The organism is Pirellulimonas nuda (assembly GCF_007750855.1).
In the GTDB taxonomy this organism is placed as follows: Bacteria; Planctomycetota; Planctomycetia; order Pirellulales; family Lacipirellulaceae; genus Pirellulimonas; species Pirellulimonas nuda.
In genome coordinates this window covers 615903-631449 of record NZ_CP036291.1, presented here as the reverse complement: position 1 = coordinate 631449, position 15547 = coordinate 615903, and the positions used below count along the sequence as shown (strand labels likewise).

Here is a 15547-nt window from a genome sequence, read left to right as displayed (position 1 = left end):
ATACCAGTGATCCGTCCGCGCAAGGCGGTCGCCCTGCGTTGATGGGTCAATCGCGCCTTTCTGTCTGCTCTTGTTCCGCTCTGCGTCTCCGCGCCTCTGCGAGAGACTTCATGCCTCCGCCAAACTGCAATAGGTGCCCCCCGCCGCGCACGTTAGAATCCGCGCGCACGAGGAGCACTCTATGCGCGGATGGCGGGCCAATGCAGACAAACCACGCGGCGGGCGGCTGCGCCGTCGGCTGGTGATCGGCCTGGTGTTGGTCGTGGTGCTGGTAGTGCTGGCGCCCACCCTGGTGGGGCTGACGCCGCTCAAGGACGCGCTGCTGGCCCGCGTGCTGCCAGCCGGCGCCGGCCGCGTGGCGGCGCGTAGCGCAGAGCTGGGCTGGACCTCGCCGGTGGTGCTCAAGGGGGTCGAGGTGTTCGACCCCCAGGACCAACTGCTCGCCTCGGCCGACGCGGTGGCGATCGACCTCTCGGTGTGGGACCTGTTGGTCTCCAAGCGGCCGCTGGGAGCTATCCGCCTCGAGGGCCCGCGGCTGATGGCGGTCGTCCGGCCCGACGGCAGCAACCTCGAAGACCTGCTGGCCCTGGTCGGCCCGCAGGCCGATCCGCCTCCCGTGGCCCAGTCGCCCGCGGACGGGCTCGCCCCGCCCCCCTCGGCGACGGCGGCGCGCAAGCCCACCATCGAGATCATCGGCGGCGGCCTGCAAGTGCTAGACGCCGAAACGGGCGCCGTGTGGCAGTGGGACGCGGTGGGCGCCACGATCGACCTCAACTCGCAGCCCCCCAAGATCGCCCTGCAGGCCCGCCCGCTCCCCGACGGCGCGCTGTCGGTCACCACCGGTCCAAGCGAAACCGGCGGCGCCGAGGTGAGCCTCAGCGCGCAAAACATGCAGCTCGCCTCGCTGGCCCCCTGGCTGCGGCGCTTCGACCGCACCATCCGGCTGGACGGCGTCCTGAGCGGCAGCGGGCAGTTGATGGTCAACGACCTCTCCGGGCGCCTGGCAGACGCCGCGGTCCGCGACGGCTTCGCGACCCGCGGCTCGCTGCGGATCGACCGCCTGCAGGCTTCGGCCGCGGGGCTCGGCCCCGCGCCGGTGCGTGTGCTCTCGGTCGAGCTCCCGTGGAACGCCCGCGCAGCGGGGGGGCGGTTGGTGGTGCAGCAGCTCTGGCTGCGGACCCCTGCGGCCACGATCGAGTCTTCCGGGTCGCTCTCGCCCAGCCAGCTCCGCGACCTGACGACCGCCACCCAGGCCGACGTGCGGGCGAGCGTCGACCTGGCCGCGCTCGCCGAGCAGGCGCCCAGCCTGCTGCCGATGCGGGCCGGCACCCGGCTCGAGGCGGGCCAGTTGCGGCTCTCGCTCGCGGCCAAGCCGATCAGCGGCGGCCGCACCCTCACCGGCACGCTGCAGACCGAAGACCTGCACGCCCACGCCGGCGATCGCGAGATCACCTGGGACCACCCCGTGCAGGCGCATTTTGCGCTGACGCAGTCGGCCCAGGGGGTCGCCATCGACGGCGTGCGCTGCGACGCCGACTTCCTAACGATCGACGCCCGCGGCGCCGCCACCCAGTCGATGGAGGGGGACGCCCGGTTCGACCTCGACCGCCTGGCGGAACACCTGGCGCAGTTCTTCGACCTCGGGCAAACGCGGCTCGCGGGCGCCGGCAGCGCCACCTTCGCCGGGACGCTGACCCCCGGGGGCGCCCGCTTCTCCAAGATCGACGCCAACGTGGACGGGTTCGACCTGGCGGTCCCCGGCGTCCGCGTGGCGGAGCCCAAGCTGCTGCTGCAAGGCGACCTGGGCTGGGACTTCTCCACGGGGCTGATCGAATCGCAAGAAAGCCAGCTCGTGACCAGCGCCGTGGCGTACCGCGCCCGCCGGCTGCGGTTCGATCCCACCGGCCAGCAACCGGCCGAGGGAGAGCTAGCAATCCGGGCCGACCTGGCGCGCATGGCCGCGTGGCGTTCGACCGCGGGCGGCCTCGAGCCGCAGGGCCAAGTGGTGGGGCGGCTGATGCTGCGTCAGCAAGGCGACCGCCTGGCCGCCGACGTCGACCTCACCGGCCAATCGGTCAGCCTGATCGATCGCAGCCGCGCGGGAGCGGTCGTGTGGTCGGAACCCGAGGTCCGCCTCCGCGGCGCGGTGGGCTACACGCCCCAGTCGGGCCGGATAGACGTTTCAGACATGCGTGTCGAGTCGCGGTCGCTGGCCGGCACGCTCAGCGGATCGCTGGCCGATACGCAGATCGAGCTGCGCGGCTCGGTAGACTACGACCTGGCGAACCTCTCGCCGCTGATCGCGGCCCGGCTGGGCCCGGGGATCGAGCTGGTGGGCCGCAAGCAGGCCCGCTTCGAGCTGGCCGGCGCGGGCGCCGACCTCTCAGGCCGGTTCCAGGCGCCCTGGGACTCGGCCAGCCTGTACGGGCTGCCGGTCGGCCCGGGCGCCATCCAAGGCGTCATCGCCGGAGGCGCGTTGCGGTGCGACCCGCTGAACGTGGCCGTGGGTGAAGGAAAGTTCACCACCCAGCCCACGTTGCGGCTGCAACCCGCGCCGATGGAGCTGTCGCTCCCGGCGGGCGACCTCTTCTCGGGCGTGCGGATCACCCCCGAGGTGAGTGAGAAGCTGCTGAAGTACATCGCCCCCGCGCTGCAAGGGGCAACGCAAACGGACGGCGCCTTCTCGATGCGCACCGACGGCCTCACGCTTCCGCTGGACGACCCGAAGAAACTCTCCGTGACCGGCCAGCTCGCCATCCACGGCGTCACCGTGATGCCCGGGCCGATGGTGGGCGACTGGGTCTCTACCGCCCGGCAGGTCGAGGCGCTCGCCAAGAACCAGGACCCGCTGGCCGCGCTGAACAAGCCGGCGCCGACGCTGCTGTCGGTCCGCGACCGCGTGATCGAGTTCCGCGTGGCCGAGGGCCGCGTCTACCACCGCGGCATGCAGTTCGAGGTGGGAGACGTGCTGGTGAACACCGAAGGCTCGGTCGGCCTCGACGAAACCTTGGCGCTGACGCTCACCATCCCGATCCAAGACCGCTGGGTCGAGGGCAAGCCGCTGCTGGTGGGGCTGCGGGGCCAGAACCTCCAGCTCCCGGTCACCGGCACGTTCGACAAGCCGCGGGTCGACCGCCGCGCGTTCGAGTCGCTCACCCGCGACACGGTGCGGGGCGCGGCGGGGCAGGCGATCGAGAACGAGGTGGGCAAGGCGCTGGAGAAGCTGTTCCGGTCGAAGTAGCGGGCGCCTACCGCCGAGTTTAGAATTAGAGAATGCCCTTCGGCCTGCTCTACGAAATCACTGACGGCGTACGTCGAGCAAAGGCTGCCTGGCTGGCCGGCGATCGGACAATCCGAGCGAGATTCTTCGACGTTGACTATGTTTTCCTGTTCGAGGCAGACATAGAATTGAAGAACCTTCGTTCGCCGAATCAACTGTCGATTGCGTGTCGTACGGCGACGCAGGAACTACGATGGAGAGAGATCGAGACCGCCGCATTGCAGAATCCTTCCCCGCTCCCGCCAATTCATGTCGTTCGTGGGGTCCGCGGCGTTCCGATCGAACAAGTTTACTTGGACTTTGGAGGCGATCCATGATTGGCCCAGGCAAAGAGCAGGCTGCGCTGCAGGCATTACACGAAATCTTCATTCGCGCCCGATGGATCGCCTACGAGTCCGGCTCCAAGGAGTTGGGAGATCTGTTCGATGCAGCAGAGTTGCTACCTAAGATGATCGCCGAGCCGACCGATCAGACAGAAAACTTTGCAGCGACGCTGGATGACATCGCTGAGCGTTTTCCGGGCTGCGTGGGCATCGCGGAACGGTTCAGTCAACAGGCAGTGACCGTCGGGTGACGCGCACCGTCTTATTGCTGCTCCTGTTGACGCGAAGCGCCTTTGCCGAGTGGCCACCCCCGCCGCCGCTCGACGCCGATCGCCTCGCCGCCGCTGGTTTACGTGTCGTGTCCGGTCCGCGGCTGGAACTAGTGACGGACCTGCCCCCCTCCCCCGCGATCGACGAGCTGCCCAGCGTCGTCGAAGCAGCGATGCCGGCTTGGGATCGCTACTTCGCTCACACCGGCGAGCAGGCCCCCGCCGACTGGCGGCTGCGGATGTACCTGGTGCGCGACCGCCAGCCGCTCGAGGCCCTCGGCCTGATGCCCGACCGGGGGGGCGACTTCCTCAACGGCCTGTCGCTGGGCTACGAGGCCTGGGTCGCCGAGCAGTCGACCGACTACTACCGCCGGCACCTGGTTTTGCACGAGGCCACCCACAGCTACATGGCCACCGTGCTGGGGGGCTGCGGCCCCGGCTGGTACATGGAGGCTATGGCGGAGCTGCTGGGGACGCACGCCTGGGACCCCGGCTCGGGGAGGCTAGAACTGGGGGTCATGCCGGCTTCCCGCGGGGCTTCTGCGTACTGGGGGCGGGTCAAGTCGGTCCGCGACGCGTTCGCGGCGGGCAAGGCGCTGTCGGTCCCCGCGGTGATGAAGATCGATAACCGCCAGGTGCTCGGCCCCGACTCCTACGCCTGGGTCTGGTCTCTGGCCAAGCTGCTCGACTCCCACCCCCGCTACCAGCCACGCTTCCGCGACCTGCCGAAAGAAGTCCTGCGTGAGGACTTCGACGACGGGTTCCGAGCAGCTTTTGCGGACGACTGGAGCGATCTAGCGCTCGAGTGGCGGCTGTTTGTTTCGCGGCTGGATTACGGTTACCAAGTGGCGCCCGAAGCGATCGACTTCCGACCCGGTAGGCCGCTTGCGGAAGAACCGGCCGAAGTGACGGTCGCCGCGGACCGGGGCTGGCAATCGACGGGCGTGGCCGTCGAGGCGGGCCGGCCGGTGCGGCTCTCGGCCAGCGGCCGGTTTGTGGTGCACCGAGACGCCGAGGGTACGCCCTGGCCCTGCGAGGCGGGGGGGGTGACGCTGGAGTACTTCGCCGGCCGACCGCTGGGGATGCTGCTAGCGGCGATCGACCAGCGGGAGAGCGCCGGGGGCGAGGGGGGGTCGGCTTGGTTCGAGGGGAGCCTGCTCCGGCCCGTGGGCGTTGGGCCCGAAGCAGAACTGGTCCCGCTGCATTCGGGGACCCTCTACCTGCGGGTGAACGACTCTCCCGCGGCGGTCGCAGAGAATCAGGGAGAGCTGCGGGTGATCGTCCAACGCGTGAAACGCACAGCCCAGTAGCGGCCGACCCTAGGCCCGCACGTGCCAAACCCTCGGGTCGCCACGCTCCGCGCCGATTGACACCCCGCTAGGGGTTCGGGGATGCTGGAGGGGCAGCGAAACGCTTGGCGCGGCGCCAACTGGGTGAGCGATAGCCGACGGGCTCCGCCCCGTCGGTGGCCGGCCAAGCGCGTCGACGGGGCGGAGCCCGTCGGCTATTGGATCTGTGGTTGGGTTTTCTCTTGGGACGCGAGTTGCATGAACTTTATTGAGCAGAACGACCCGGACGTGTGGGCGGCGATCGACTCGGAAATCGAGCGCCAGCAAGACGGGCTGGAGATGATCGCCAGCGAGAACTACACCAGCCCCGCGGTGATGCAGGCCGCCGGCAGCGTGCTGACCAACAAATACGCCGAGGGCTACCCCGGCCGGCGCTACTACGGCGGCTGCGAGTTTGTCGACGTGGTGGAAGACCTGGCCCGCGACCGCGTGAAGCAGCTCTTTGGCGCAGAGTTCGCCAACGTGCAGCCCCACTCCGGCTCGCAGGCCAACACCGCGGTCTACCTGGGGCTGCTGGAGCCGGGCGACACCGTGCTGGGGCTCGACCTGGCGCACGGCGGGCACCTGACGCACGGCATGAAGCTGAACATCAGCGGCATGCTGTACAACTTCGTCGGCTACGGCGTCACCAAGGATGCGCACCGCATCGACTTCGACCAGGTCGCCAAGCTGGCCCGCGAGCACAAGCCGAAGCTCATCATCGCCGGCGCCAGCGCCTACCCGCGCGAGATCAAGCACGCCCCGTTCCGCGAGATCGCGGACGAAGTGGGCGCCAAGCTGATGGTGGACATGGCCCACTACGCCGGCCTGGTGGCCGCCGGGCTGCACGACAACCCGGTCGAGGTGGCCGACGTGGTGACCAGCACCACCCACAAGACGCTGCGCGGCCCACGCGGCGGGGTGATCCTGGCGCGGAAGGAGTACGCCAAGGTGCTCAACAGCCGCGTCTTCCCCGGGATCCAGGGGGGCCCGCTGATGCACGTGATCGCCGGCAAGGCGGTCTGCTTCGGCGAGGCCCTCAAGCCTAGCTTCAAGAAGTACGCCCAGCAGGTGATCGACAACGCCCAGGCGCTCGCCGAGACGCTGATGGCCGGCGGCCTGCGGCTGGTGAGCGGCGGCACGGAGAACCACCTGATGCTGGTCGACGTCACCCCGCTGGGGATCGGCGGCAAGACCGCCGAGACGGCCCTCGACCGCTGCGGCGTCACGGTGAACATGAACATGATCCCGTACGACCAGCGCAAGCCGATGGACCCCTCCGGCATCCGCATCGGCACCCCGGCGCTGACCACCCGCGGCATGGGCCAAGCCGAGATGCGCACCATCGGCGCCTGGATGCTGGACGCGCTGGCCAACCCCGAAGACGAGGCCCGCCACGCCAAGATCCGCGGCGAAGTAAAAACGCTGTGCGCGGACTTCCCTGTCCCGGCCGCCGCTCTGAACCAAGAAATGACGACGGTTTGAACCGCCAAGACGCCGGGTAGTAGGGTGCACGCAGTGCACCAAGCCCCTGAATAACTCACTCCATCGCGACGCATGGTGCACTGCGTGCACCCTACCCTTTGAGAGTCCCGATGCCCAAGCACCGCGTACTGATCGCCGACGACAACGAGACCAACGTCGAGCTGATGGAGGCCTACCTGTCGGGGCTCGACATCGACGTCGAGATCGCCATGGACGGGCAGCAGACGCTCGACAAGGCCGCCGAGTTCAAGCCCAACCTGGTGCTGTTGGACGTGATGATGCCGCGGCTCAGCGGGTTTGAGGTGTGCAAGCAGCTCAAGGGTTCCGGCGAGCTCCCCAGCGTGATGGTGCTGATGGTCACGGCGCTGAACGAGCTGGGAGACATCGAGCGCGCCGTGGAGGCGGGCGCCGACGACTTCCTCTCCAAGCCGGTCAACAAGATCGAGCTGCTCAAACGCGTCGAGAACATGCTGCGGCTCAGCGCGGTGACGGACGAGGTAGAGCGTCTGCGTCGCTACATCGAAGAGATGGAGAAGCGCGACGGGGTTTGAGCGGGTAGCGGTCAGCTTTCAGCAATCAGCCAAAGAGGACGCGCGAACGTGATCTTGATCTGTACTGTGCTGCTCGCGTTTTGGTGCGCTTCGTGGGCCGCGGCGGCGGACGCCGACCCGGCGGCCCGCGCCCAGCAGGCCGAAGGGCTGATCGCGCAGCTCGCGAGCCCGGTCTACGTAGAGCGGCAGGGGGCGGCGATCGAGCTCGAAGCGTTGGGGCTGCCGGCGGTGGAGCCGCTGCTCGCCTCGGCCGAGAGCCCCGACCCCGAGGTCGCCGCGGCGAGCCGGCGGCTGCTCGACCGGTTGGCGCCCCGCTGGGCGCGGTGGGACGACTCCCCCTCGGTGCGTCAGGTGATGTCGGAGTACGCCCAGCAGTCGGAACAGGGGCGCCTGGCGGCCGTGGCGGCGCTGGCCGCGATGCCGGCCGGCGAATCGGCCTCGGCGTTGGTGCGGATCGCCCGCTTTGACACGTCGCCGGACGTGAGCGAGACCGCGGGCCTGCTGCTGATAGAACAGGTCGCCATCGCCGAGGAAGCGGCCCTGCGCGCGGTCTTGCCGGCCGTGATCGAGCGCGTCAACCGGCTGGCAGGCCCCAGCCAGCGCGCCTCCGGGCGTTGGTGCGAGCTGCTGGCGGCGCAGGTCGAGTCGCCCGAAGACGCGATCGCCCCGTGGCGCGAGGCGGTCGCCGGCCAGTCGCAGCGGATGGCGGCCCAGGACCCGGGGCGAGGCTCGCCCGGCGCCGGCGTGCTGCGTTGGAACCTGCTGCGGCTCGAGCTCGACGCCGACGCCCCGCGCGACGCGGTGCTCGAGACCGCCGAAGCGCTCGTCGGCTCTACGGAAGATCAGAAAGAAGGCTACCTAGAACGGGTGCTCGGGTGGAGCGGCAAGGCAGAGCGGTGGGGGGTGGTTCAGGCGTTGGTCGAACGGCACAAGGACACGCTCACCTCCAAGCGCTCGCGGTACCTGCTGGCCGACCTCGCGATGCTGCAGGGCCAGCAAGAACAGGCCCAGCGGCTGGCCGACGAGGCCTACGACACGCCAGCGACCGACCGCGACGCCCGGCTAAACGAGGATTCCCCCGAGATCGACGGCGGCGTGGTGGTGGCGCAGTGGCTCGAGACGCGCGGCCGGCCCGAGTGGGCCCAACGCGAGTACTACGCGGCGACGGGCGACGATGCGGCGCTGAACCTCTCGAGTGTGTGCGCGGCTAGCTGGCTCGCCGATTCGCTGCACGACAACGGCCAAGAAGCAGAATCGGCCGAGGTGATCGCCGCGCTGCTGTCGCGGATCGACGCCACCCCGGAGTCGAGCCGCACGTACGGCCAGCTCGCCGACCGCTGGAGGGTGATCCCCAAGGTCAACACCCTTCGGGCGACCGAGGCGTTCTTCCGCGGCCTGGCGGCGCAGGCCGAGGGGGACGCCAAGCAGGCGCGCGACTTCTACGAGCAGAGCTGGGGCTTCGACCCCACCAACGCAGACGTGCTGATCGCCATGCACCGGGCGGCGGGCGACGAGGACGCCCAACGCGATCGGGTGATCGACCGGATCGAGCGGCTGGCGCGTTCGATGCAGTTGATGATCGAAGAAGACCCCCTCGACCCGACCCCCTACAACCAATGGGCGTGGCTCGTGGCGAACACCGAGGGGGACTACGGCAAGGCGTTGCGGTACTCGCAGCGGTCGCTGCAGCTCAGCCCCGGCAACGCCGGCTACCTCGACACGCTGGGGCGCTGCTACTTCGCGGTCGGCGACGTCCAGCAGGCGGTCGACGCCCAGCGTCTGGCGGTCGACAAGATGCCCCACCTGCAGGTCATGCGGCGCCAGCTCGAAGAGTTCGAGCAGAAACTGGCCGAACAACACACGCCCACCAAGTAGGCGAGCCGTCGGCGTCAGCCGCCGACGGCAGGCCTACGCGGTACTACTTCGGGAGCCGGAACACGGTTTCGCACTTCAGCAGCGCGCAGTCGTCGGGGAAGGTGTGCAGGGTTTGCACCTTGAAGGTGCGGTCGCGGCACTCCACGTGCATGTAGCTCAGCGCCCCCAGGCCGAAGCGCTCGCTCTTGTCGAACTGGTGGAACACCCCTTCGGCGATCCCCCCCTCGGCCTTGCCGCAGCGGGCCAGCTCGTTCTGGTAGAAGTTGAACAGCCCCACTTCCACGGGCTCCATCGCGAACTTGACCTCGTAAACGCCCCCGCCACGCAGCTCGACCCGGTCGGCGCGCTCGCCGAGCGCGCGGTGGGCCATCAGCCGGCGGCGTTGCGGCAGCGGGTGGTTGGCGGCCGCGGCCACCTCGGTCAGCACCAGGCCCTGGTGGCGCCAGATCACGACGTGCCCGGCGCTGGTTACCTGCACCGTGGCGTCGTAGCGGCTCCGCTGGTAGCTCTTGCTAGCGTAGACCTGGAACAGCTCGGGGTGGATCGACCGGCCAAAGAGTTGGACGGTAAGCTCCGCGATCTTGGGACGGACCGATAGCACGGTCAGGCCTCCGTATGCATCGCCCAGACGCGGCGCGACGCGCCGTGGCAGGGTTGGTTCGTAAACGCTTGGCGACGGGCGCGTCGCACATCAGCGATTATAACTGCCGATGACGAAAGCCTCAAAGCGTGATTCGCGCAGCAAAGTTTCTTTGCGTGATTCCCGCTTGACAACGCCGCGCACACAGCGCCCGACGCCAACCACCACTTGACGCATGCCGATCGACCAAGCCTACCGCCGGCTGCTTGAGGCCTACGGCCCGCAGCACTGGTGGCCCGCCCAGACGCCGATGGAGATGATCGTGGGCGCCGTGCTGGTGCAGCACACCGCGTGGCGGAACGTTGAGCGCGCCATCACGCAGCTTCAGGCCGCGGGGCTGCTGGAGCCGGGGCCCCTGGCGCGGGCGCCGCAAGAGGAGCTGGCCCAGTTGATCCGCGTCGCCGGGCCCCACCGGGTCAAGGCGCGGCGCCTGCAGTGCGTGGCGCAGTTCATCGTCGACCGCTACGGAGGCTCGCTGGACGCGATGTTCGCCGACGACCCCCAGACGCTGCGGGCCAGCCTGCTGGGCGTGCACGGCATCGGGCCCGAGACGGCCGACTGCATCATGAACTACGGCGCGGGGGCGCCGCGGTTTGTCGTAGACGCGTACGCCCGGCGCGTGGCGGGGCGGCACGGGTGGCTCGACGCCAAGGCCCCCTACGCCGCGGTGCAGCAGTGGTTCGAGTCGCGGCTGCCGGCCGACGCCCCCCTGCTGGGCGAGCTGCACGCGCTGATCGTGAAGGTCGGCGTTGAGCACTGCCGCCCCACGCCCCGCTGCGCGGGCTGCCCGCTGGAGTGCATGCTGCCGGGCGCCGGTTCCCACGATGATGAACCACAGAGCCACTGAGAACACTGAGACGGAGGGAGAAAAGAAAGCATGACCGATGACCAAGCCGCGATGTCCAACAGACATCCGCTAGCTCGGCTTGTCTATTGAGGCTTGGTCACTGGTTGTTCTTGTTGTTCCCTCCGCGCCTCTGCGAGAGTTGTTTGCGTCTTGGCGAGTGGCCTCTGTCCATCTCTGTGGTTAACCCGCGTCACCCAGCGCCGAGAGCAGCTCGCGGAGGTTGCGTGGGTTCTGTCCCAGGTCGCCCTTGCCGATCCGCGACCGGCTCTCGGCCCACACGCGCCAGCGCCCCTCTGGGGCCGGCTCGATCGCCACCCACACGTCGTCTCGGTAGCGCATCAGCCCCGACACGTGAACCAGGTGACGCGTCTCCACGACCTCGCCGGTCCACAACGCCGGCAGCGGAGAGTCGGCCGGCAGCGGCTTGGGGGCCTCGGGCTCGCGCCAGGCGCTGCTCTCGGCGATCAACCGGTCGATCCGGGCGAGCAGCACGCGCGGACCCGCTTCTAGCTCGAGCGGCCTGAGCCGTGGGTCGCGGGCGTCTGGGGTAGCGGCGGCCCGGTTGGTGGTGAGGTCGCGGCTCCAATCCTCGATGTGCGTGGCCAGGATCAACGCCGCCAGGGCGACCGCCGCCAGCGGGATGCCGATCGCGTAGATCATGATGCGCCTTTTTGAAGCCATTGCCCTTTTCCGATGCGTGGGTCACGATAGCACGGCACGAATGCGGGCCGCCATTGGCCGCAGAAACCACTCCCCCCCGCACCATTCATGCCGGACAAGTTCGACCCGTACCGCGAGGCGTTGGTGATGGAAACCCTCACCCAGTGGCCCGCCGATCTGGCGCACGTGCCGCAAGCGGATCGGGCGCGGATCGCCGCGGCCCTGCACGCAGACGCCAGGGGGGTAGAGCGGCTCAGTTATGTCAGGACCCACACCGGGTTCCAACGGCGGATCGAGGTGAGCGTCCGCGACCTAGAGAGGATGCCGTGAGCGACACCACCGACCTGATCCGCGTCGACCTGGGCGAGCGGTCTTACGACATCGAGATCGGCTCCGGCAACAGCGCGTCGCTGGCCGGCTTCATCGAGGCCCGCAGGCCCACCGAGCACGTGGTGGTGGTGACCGACTCCAACGTGGCCGGCCTGCACGCCGACGCCCTCTCCGACCGCCTGACCGACCAGGGGCTGGAGGTGCTGCTGCTGGAGATAGACGCCGGCGAGCCGAGCAAGTGCGCCGACATGGCGTTCGAGCTCTGGAGCCGGATGCTGGAGGAAGGGGTCGACCGCAAGAGCGTGGTGCTGGCCATCGGCGGCGGGGTGGTGGGCGACCTGGCGGGCTTTGTGGCGGCGACTTTCATGCGGGGGCTGCCCTTTTTTCAGGCGCCGACCACGCTCTTGGCGCAGGTGGACAGCAGCGTTGGGGGCAAGGTCGGCATCAACCTGCCGGGCGGAAAAAACATGGTCGGCGCCTTCTGGCAGCCGGCCGGCGTGCTGGTGGATGTCGATCTGCTCGCTACCCTCCCGGAGCGCGAATACCGCGCCGGTATGGCCGAGGTGGTCAAGTACGGCGTGATCCTCGACGCCGAGTTTTTCGCCTACCTCGAAGCGAACGTCGAGGGCATCAACGCCCGCCTGCCCGAGGTGCTGCGTCACGTGGTCAAGCGCTGCTGCCGGCTCAAGGCAGACGTGGTCGAGGCCGACGAGACAGAGACCTCCGGCCGGCGTGCGGTGCTGAACTACGGTCACACGTTCGGCCACGCCTTGGAAGCCGCTACCGGCTACACGCGGCTGCTGCACGGCGAGGCGGTGGCCATTGGCATGACGTGTGCAGCCCGCTTGTCGGAGGCCATCGGCGCCGCGCCGTGCGGCTTCACGCAACGCCAAAGCGCGCTGCTTGAAACAATTGGGCTCCCAACGACCACGCCGGTCGACCTCGATCCAGAGGAGCTGCTAGAGTTGATGTGGAGGGACAAGAAAGTTGAAGGGGGCCAGCTCCGCTTGGTGCTGGCCCGCACGTTTGGCGATGTCGGTCTGTTTGCAGACACCCCGTCCGAAGCGATCCTGACAGCGATCGGCCCCTCCACCCGGGCCGCTCAGGGTTTGTGAATCGAGCAAGAGTCAGTGAGGGCCTGCCCCGTAGAACAGTCCCGCAAAATAGGCGACAGCCCAGACGGGGCGGCCAAGCGAATCCGCAGAGCAAGAAATGTGCGACAAAATCGGCGCCGGCTGTAGAAAGCCTGCGGCGTTCCGCGTTTCACTAAGTTAAGGGCCGCTACTCCCCGTGGCGCAACAGTCCATCCCTCCCCTTAATGCTTAGAAGTTTTCCACCGGCTCGAAGCCGGGTGCTGTGCGGCGCCAGCAGACAGCAGATCGGGCCGGCGCCTAAATAGAAACCGCAAGAATGGGCTGCTTCCGCGTCCCTTGGGATGCGTAAAACAATGAATTTCCTGCGCATTTAGCGCAAGCCAGTTAGTGCATACTTGTGGTCGGTTGCGGCTACCTGCCTATCGTGAGAAAGGTGGGGGATGCATAGGCCAGGCGGCTGGTCAAACTCCCGGAACAGAGAGGCGCTTGATGAACCCCGTTTTAACTGGCTCGGTGGGTCTGCTCGAACTGAGCAGCAGTGACGCCCACCGGGTAACCGAGTCCGCACATGGCCGCGAATCCGACTGGAGCCGGTTCTCGAACATCGAGGATTGGCGCGGCCAGATCGCCCGCCTCAACGGTCACCTCTCCTCCCAAGGAGGACAGTGCGTGATTGTTGCGTCGCCCGTGGCGCAGGTGCTGAACCAATCGGTGCTGAGCGATATCCGCAACGCCTACGCGAACGCCGCGATCGTCGTGGCCTCCGAGGACATCAGCGCCCGTGACGCGGTGAATCTGCTCCGCGCAGGCGCCGACGACGTGCTCGTGGTGCCGTGCCCCGCCGAAGAACTGGAGTCGGTGCTCGACCGCGCCATCGCCCTGGCCGAACGGCGGGCGGGGGAAGAGAACTCCGCCAAGGAGCTCAAACGCCGGCTGGCGAGCCTCACGCGTGCCGAGAACGACGTTCTCGACTCGCTGCTGGAGGGGATGCCAAACAAGCAAATCGCCCAGCAGTTCAGCATCGGGCTGCGGACCGTGGAGCTGCGGCGCTCGAAGATCATGAAGAAGATGCACGCCGGCAACCTGGCGCAGCTCGTGCGCTTCGTGTTTGAAGCCCGGGGCGATGCGTAGGCCGCGGCAGGTTTTTGGTTAGTGTCAAGCTAAGCGGCTGATTACTCTGTCCTCATGGCATCTGCCCTGGGGGCGCCGGCGTGGGCCGCTACAGCGAACAACTAATCGCCGAAGTGCGTTTGGCGCTCACGCCCGGGGTCGGTCCGCGTCTGCGCGCCAACCTGATCGCGCGCTTCGGGTCCGCCAACGACGTCGTGCGGCAGCCCGTTAGCGTGCTTACCTCGACGTCGGGCATCGGCCCCAAGCTGGCCGAGGCGTTGGCCGCGGCGCGGGGGATCGATGTCGAAGCAGAGCTCTCGGCGGCCGCCGAGGCGGGGGTCGTCCCGCTGGCGCTCGACGACCCCCACTACCCCGAGCCCCTCCGGTCGATCTGCGACCCCCCGGGCGTCCTCTTCGTCCGCGGCGACCCGCTGCCAGACGACCGCTTAGCGGTCGCGATCGTCGGCTCGCGGCACGCCACCCGCTACGGGCTGCGTCAGGCAGAAACCCTGGCCCGCGAGCTGGCCCGTGCGGGGGTGGTTGTGGTCAGCGGACTGGCGCGAGGGATCGACGGCGCGGCCCACCGGGGCGCTCTAGAGGCCGGGGGGCGGACCATCGCGGTGCTGGGCGGCGGGCTGTTGCGGCTCTACCCGCCCGAACACGCGGGGCTCGCTGACCGGGTCGCTGCCCAGGGCTGGCTGATGAGTGAGGCGCCCCCCAATCGGCCCCCGATCAGCGGGGCGTTCCCCCAGCGAAACCGGGTCATCAGCGGGCTGTCGCTGGGCGTCGTGGTGGTTGAGGCCGCCCAGCGTTCGGGCGCGCTGATCACCACCACCCACGCGGCGGAGCAGGGACGCGACGTGTTCGCGGTGCCGGGCCCCATCGATAGCCCGCTGTCGGCCGGCTGCCATCGGTTGATCCAGGACGGCGCCAAGCTGGTGGCCTCGGTGGACGACATCCTGGAAGAGATCGATAGCGCCAGCAGCCTGCGGCAATCCGCGGCACCGGCCCCTCAGTCGGCCCCGACCCCCGAGCTGAACGACACCGAGCGGGCCGTCTGGGGTTTGGTCAGCACGGCGCCGACAGCGATCGACACGATTGTCGAGCGTTCCGGGCTGGGCGCCGCGGCCGTGCTTTCTACGCTCAGCGGCCTAGAAATGCGTGGGATCGTCCGCCGGCACAGCGGCGCCTTTGTGGCGCGGAGCTAGCTTCTGCCGGTTTTTTTGGCAAGTTTTTGCCCGAACCAGCGAATCACTGGGGGGCGTCGTGCGTACTAGCGATTGCCCGCGGCGGAGGTCGCACACGGCGAGCGCCTCAAAATCGAGCACGTGCGTATAGTTTCGCGACGTTTGGGCCGCGGCGACTTGCAAGAATATGCAGATTTGACAGTCTGTCGAAGCCCTGCGGGGCGAGACGGCCAACAACAGTTAACCCACTAACTAATCTGCAAGCCCTTGCTGGATAAAGACTAACGAAGATTCGAGGCGGATCGAGGCGGGAGCGGGGCCGGACCTTGGCACACGAGTTGCTTCAGGGGCGTCGCCGCTCACTTGGCGGAACAGAGCCGGATCCATGGAATCGCAACTGGACATGCGGGGAACCGGTCGGGCACTTTAGAGACGGCGGGGAGGTAAGGATTACTTCCCTTAGAACGTCGAACCCTCATACGAGGAGTTCGTCATGAAATCGCGAAGCACGGAGGAACGCACCGGAAAGCGGCTCGCAGCCGCCGGGTCCGGGACTTTGAACCCTTCC

The 15547-nt window shown here is 68.4% G+C and carries 13 protein-coding genes; 11 read left to right on the top strand and 2 right to left on the bottom strand.

Going from position 1 to position 15547, the window contains the following annotated elements:
- The first annotated feature begins 181 nt into the window (after positions 1-181).
- The 6 genes from Pla175_RS02565 (at position 182) to Pla175_RS02540 (ending at position 9111) form a co-directional block, all read left to right on the top strand.
- On the top strand, positions 182-3241 hold the full coding sequence (locus Pla175_RS02565) for an AsmA family protein (protein WP_145281048.1): 3060 nt from the start codon (positions 182-184) through the stop codon (positions 3239-3241).
- Between the two features lie 352 nt (positions 3242-3593).
- Positions 3594-3854 carry a hypothetical protein gene (locus Pla175_RS02560; protein WP_145281046.1) on the top strand — a complete coding sequence of 87 codons (261 nt, stop codon included), beginning with the start codon at positions 3594-3596 and terminating at the stop codon, positions 3852-3854.
- Positions 3851-5182 carry a hypothetical protein gene (locus Pla175_RS02555; protein WP_145281044.1) on the top strand — a complete coding sequence of 444 codons (1332 nt, stop codon included), beginning with the start codon at positions 3851-3853 and terminating at the stop codon, positions 5180-5182. Before Pla175_RS02560 ends, Pla175_RS02555 begins: the two co-directional genes overlap by 4 nt.
- A gap of 237 nt (positions 5183-5419) precedes the next feature.
- Positions 5420-6685 (top strand): serine hydroxymethyltransferase, encoded by a 1266-nt coding sequence (locus Pla175_RS02550; protein WP_145281042.1) that lies wholly within the window; start codon positions 5420-5422, stop codon positions 6683-6685.
- 110 nt (positions 6686-6795) lie between these two features.
- A complete protein-coding gene (locus Pla175_RS02545; RefSeq protein ID WP_145281040.1) occupies positions 6796-7236 on the top strand; it encodes a response regulator in 441 nt (146 codons plus the stop codon).
- Between the two features lie 48 nt (positions 7237-7284).
- Positions 7285-9111, top strand: a complete 1827-nt coding sequence (locus tag Pla175_RS02540) for a tetratricopeptide repeat protein (RefSeq protein WP_145281038.1) — start codon at positions 7285-7287, stop codon at positions 9109-9111.
- A 43-nt stretch (positions 9112-9154) separates the two neighbouring features.
- Here Pla175_RS02540 and Pla175_RS02535 read toward each other — a convergent pair whose 3' ends face one another.
- Positions 9155-9712: a DUF2617 family protein gene (locus tag Pla175_RS02535; RefSeq protein ID WP_145281036.1), complete on the bottom strand. Its 558-nt coding sequence runs from the start codon at positions 9710-9712 to the stop codon at positions 9155-9157.
- Between the two features lie 214 nt (positions 9713-9926).
- Between Pla175_RS02535 and Pla175_RS02530 the strand changes: the two genes are divergently transcribed.
- Positions 9927-10598, top strand: coding sequence for an endonuclease III domain-containing protein (locus Pla175_RS02530; protein ID WP_145281033.1), 672 nt, complete (start codon positions 9927-9929; stop codon positions 10596-10598).
- 180 nt (positions 10599-10778) lie between these two features.
- On the opposite strand, the gene Pla175_RS02525 is transcribed toward Pla175_RS02530, so the two are convergent.
- Positions 10779-11279 carry a DUF1499 domain-containing protein gene (locus tag Pla175_RS02525; RefSeq protein ID WP_145281031.1) on the bottom strand — a complete coding sequence of 167 codons (501 nt, stop codon included), beginning with the start codon at positions 11277-11279 and terminating at the stop codon, positions 10779-10781.
- A gap of 87 nt (positions 11280-11366) precedes the next feature.
- Here Pla175_RS02525 and Pla175_RS02520 point away from each other — a divergent pair, with 87 nt between their 5' ends.
- The 4 genes from Pla175_RS02520 (at position 11367) to dprA (ending at position 15000) form a co-directional block, all read left to right on the top strand.
- Positions 11367-11588 carry a hypothetical protein gene (locus Pla175_RS02520; RefSeq protein WP_145281030.1) on the top strand — a complete coding sequence of 74 codons (222 nt, stop codon included), beginning with the start codon at positions 11367-11369 and terminating at the stop codon, positions 11586-11588.
- On the top strand, positions 11585-12703 hold the full coding sequence (aroB, locus tag Pla175_RS02515; protein WP_145281028.1) for a 3-dehydroquinate synthase: 1119 nt from the start codon (positions 11585-11587) through the stop codon (positions 12701-12703). The genes Pla175_RS02520 and aroB overlap by 4 nt, the downstream gene beginning before the upstream one ends.
- Positions 12704-13171: 468 nt before the next feature.
- Positions 13172-13813: a response regulator transcription factor gene (locus Pla175_RS02510; protein WP_145281026.1), complete on the top strand. Its 642-nt coding sequence runs from the start codon at positions 13172-13174 to the stop codon at positions 13811-13813.
- 80 nt (positions 13814-13893) lie between these two features.
- Entirely contained in the window at positions 13894-15000 is a 1107-nt protein-coding gene (gene dprA, locus Pla175_RS02505) for a DNA-processing protein DprA (RefSeq protein WP_145281023.1), read from the top strand.
- The last annotated feature ends 547 nt before the right edge of the window (positions 15001-15547 follow it).

Coding starts and splice junctions, on each gene's coding strand:
- Pla175_RS02510 (WP_145281026.1), top strand. CDS start 13,172: ATGAACCCCGTTTTAACTGGCTCGGTGGGTCTGCTCGAACTGAGCAGC.
- Pla175_RS02560 (WP_145281046.1), top strand. CDS start 3,594: ATGATTGGCCCAGGCAAAGAGCAGGCTGCGCTGCAGGCATTACACGAA.
- Pla175_RS02545 (WP_145281040.1), top strand. CDS start 6,796: ATGCCCAAGCACCGCGTACTGATCGCCGACGACAACGAGACCAACGTC.
- Pla175_RS02550 (WP_145281042.1), top strand. CDS start 5,420: ATGAACTTTATTGAGCAGAACGACCCGGACGTGTGGGCGGCGATCGAC.
- Pla175_RS02520 (WP_145281030.1), top strand. CDS start 11,367: ATGCCGGACAAGTTCGACCCGTACCGCGAGGCGTTGGTGATGGAAACC.
- Pla175_RS02525 (WP_145281031.1), bottom strand. CDS start 11,279: ATGGCTTCAAAAAGGCGCATCATGATCTACGCGATCGGCATCCCGCTG.
- Pla175_RS02530 (WP_145281033.1), top strand. CDS start 9,927: ATGCCGATCGACCAAGCCTACCGCCGGCTGCTTGAGGCCTACGGCCCG.
- Pla175_RS02565 (WP_145281048.1), top strand. CDS start 182: ATGCGCGGATGGCGGGCCAATGCAGACAAACCACGCGGCGGGCGGCTG.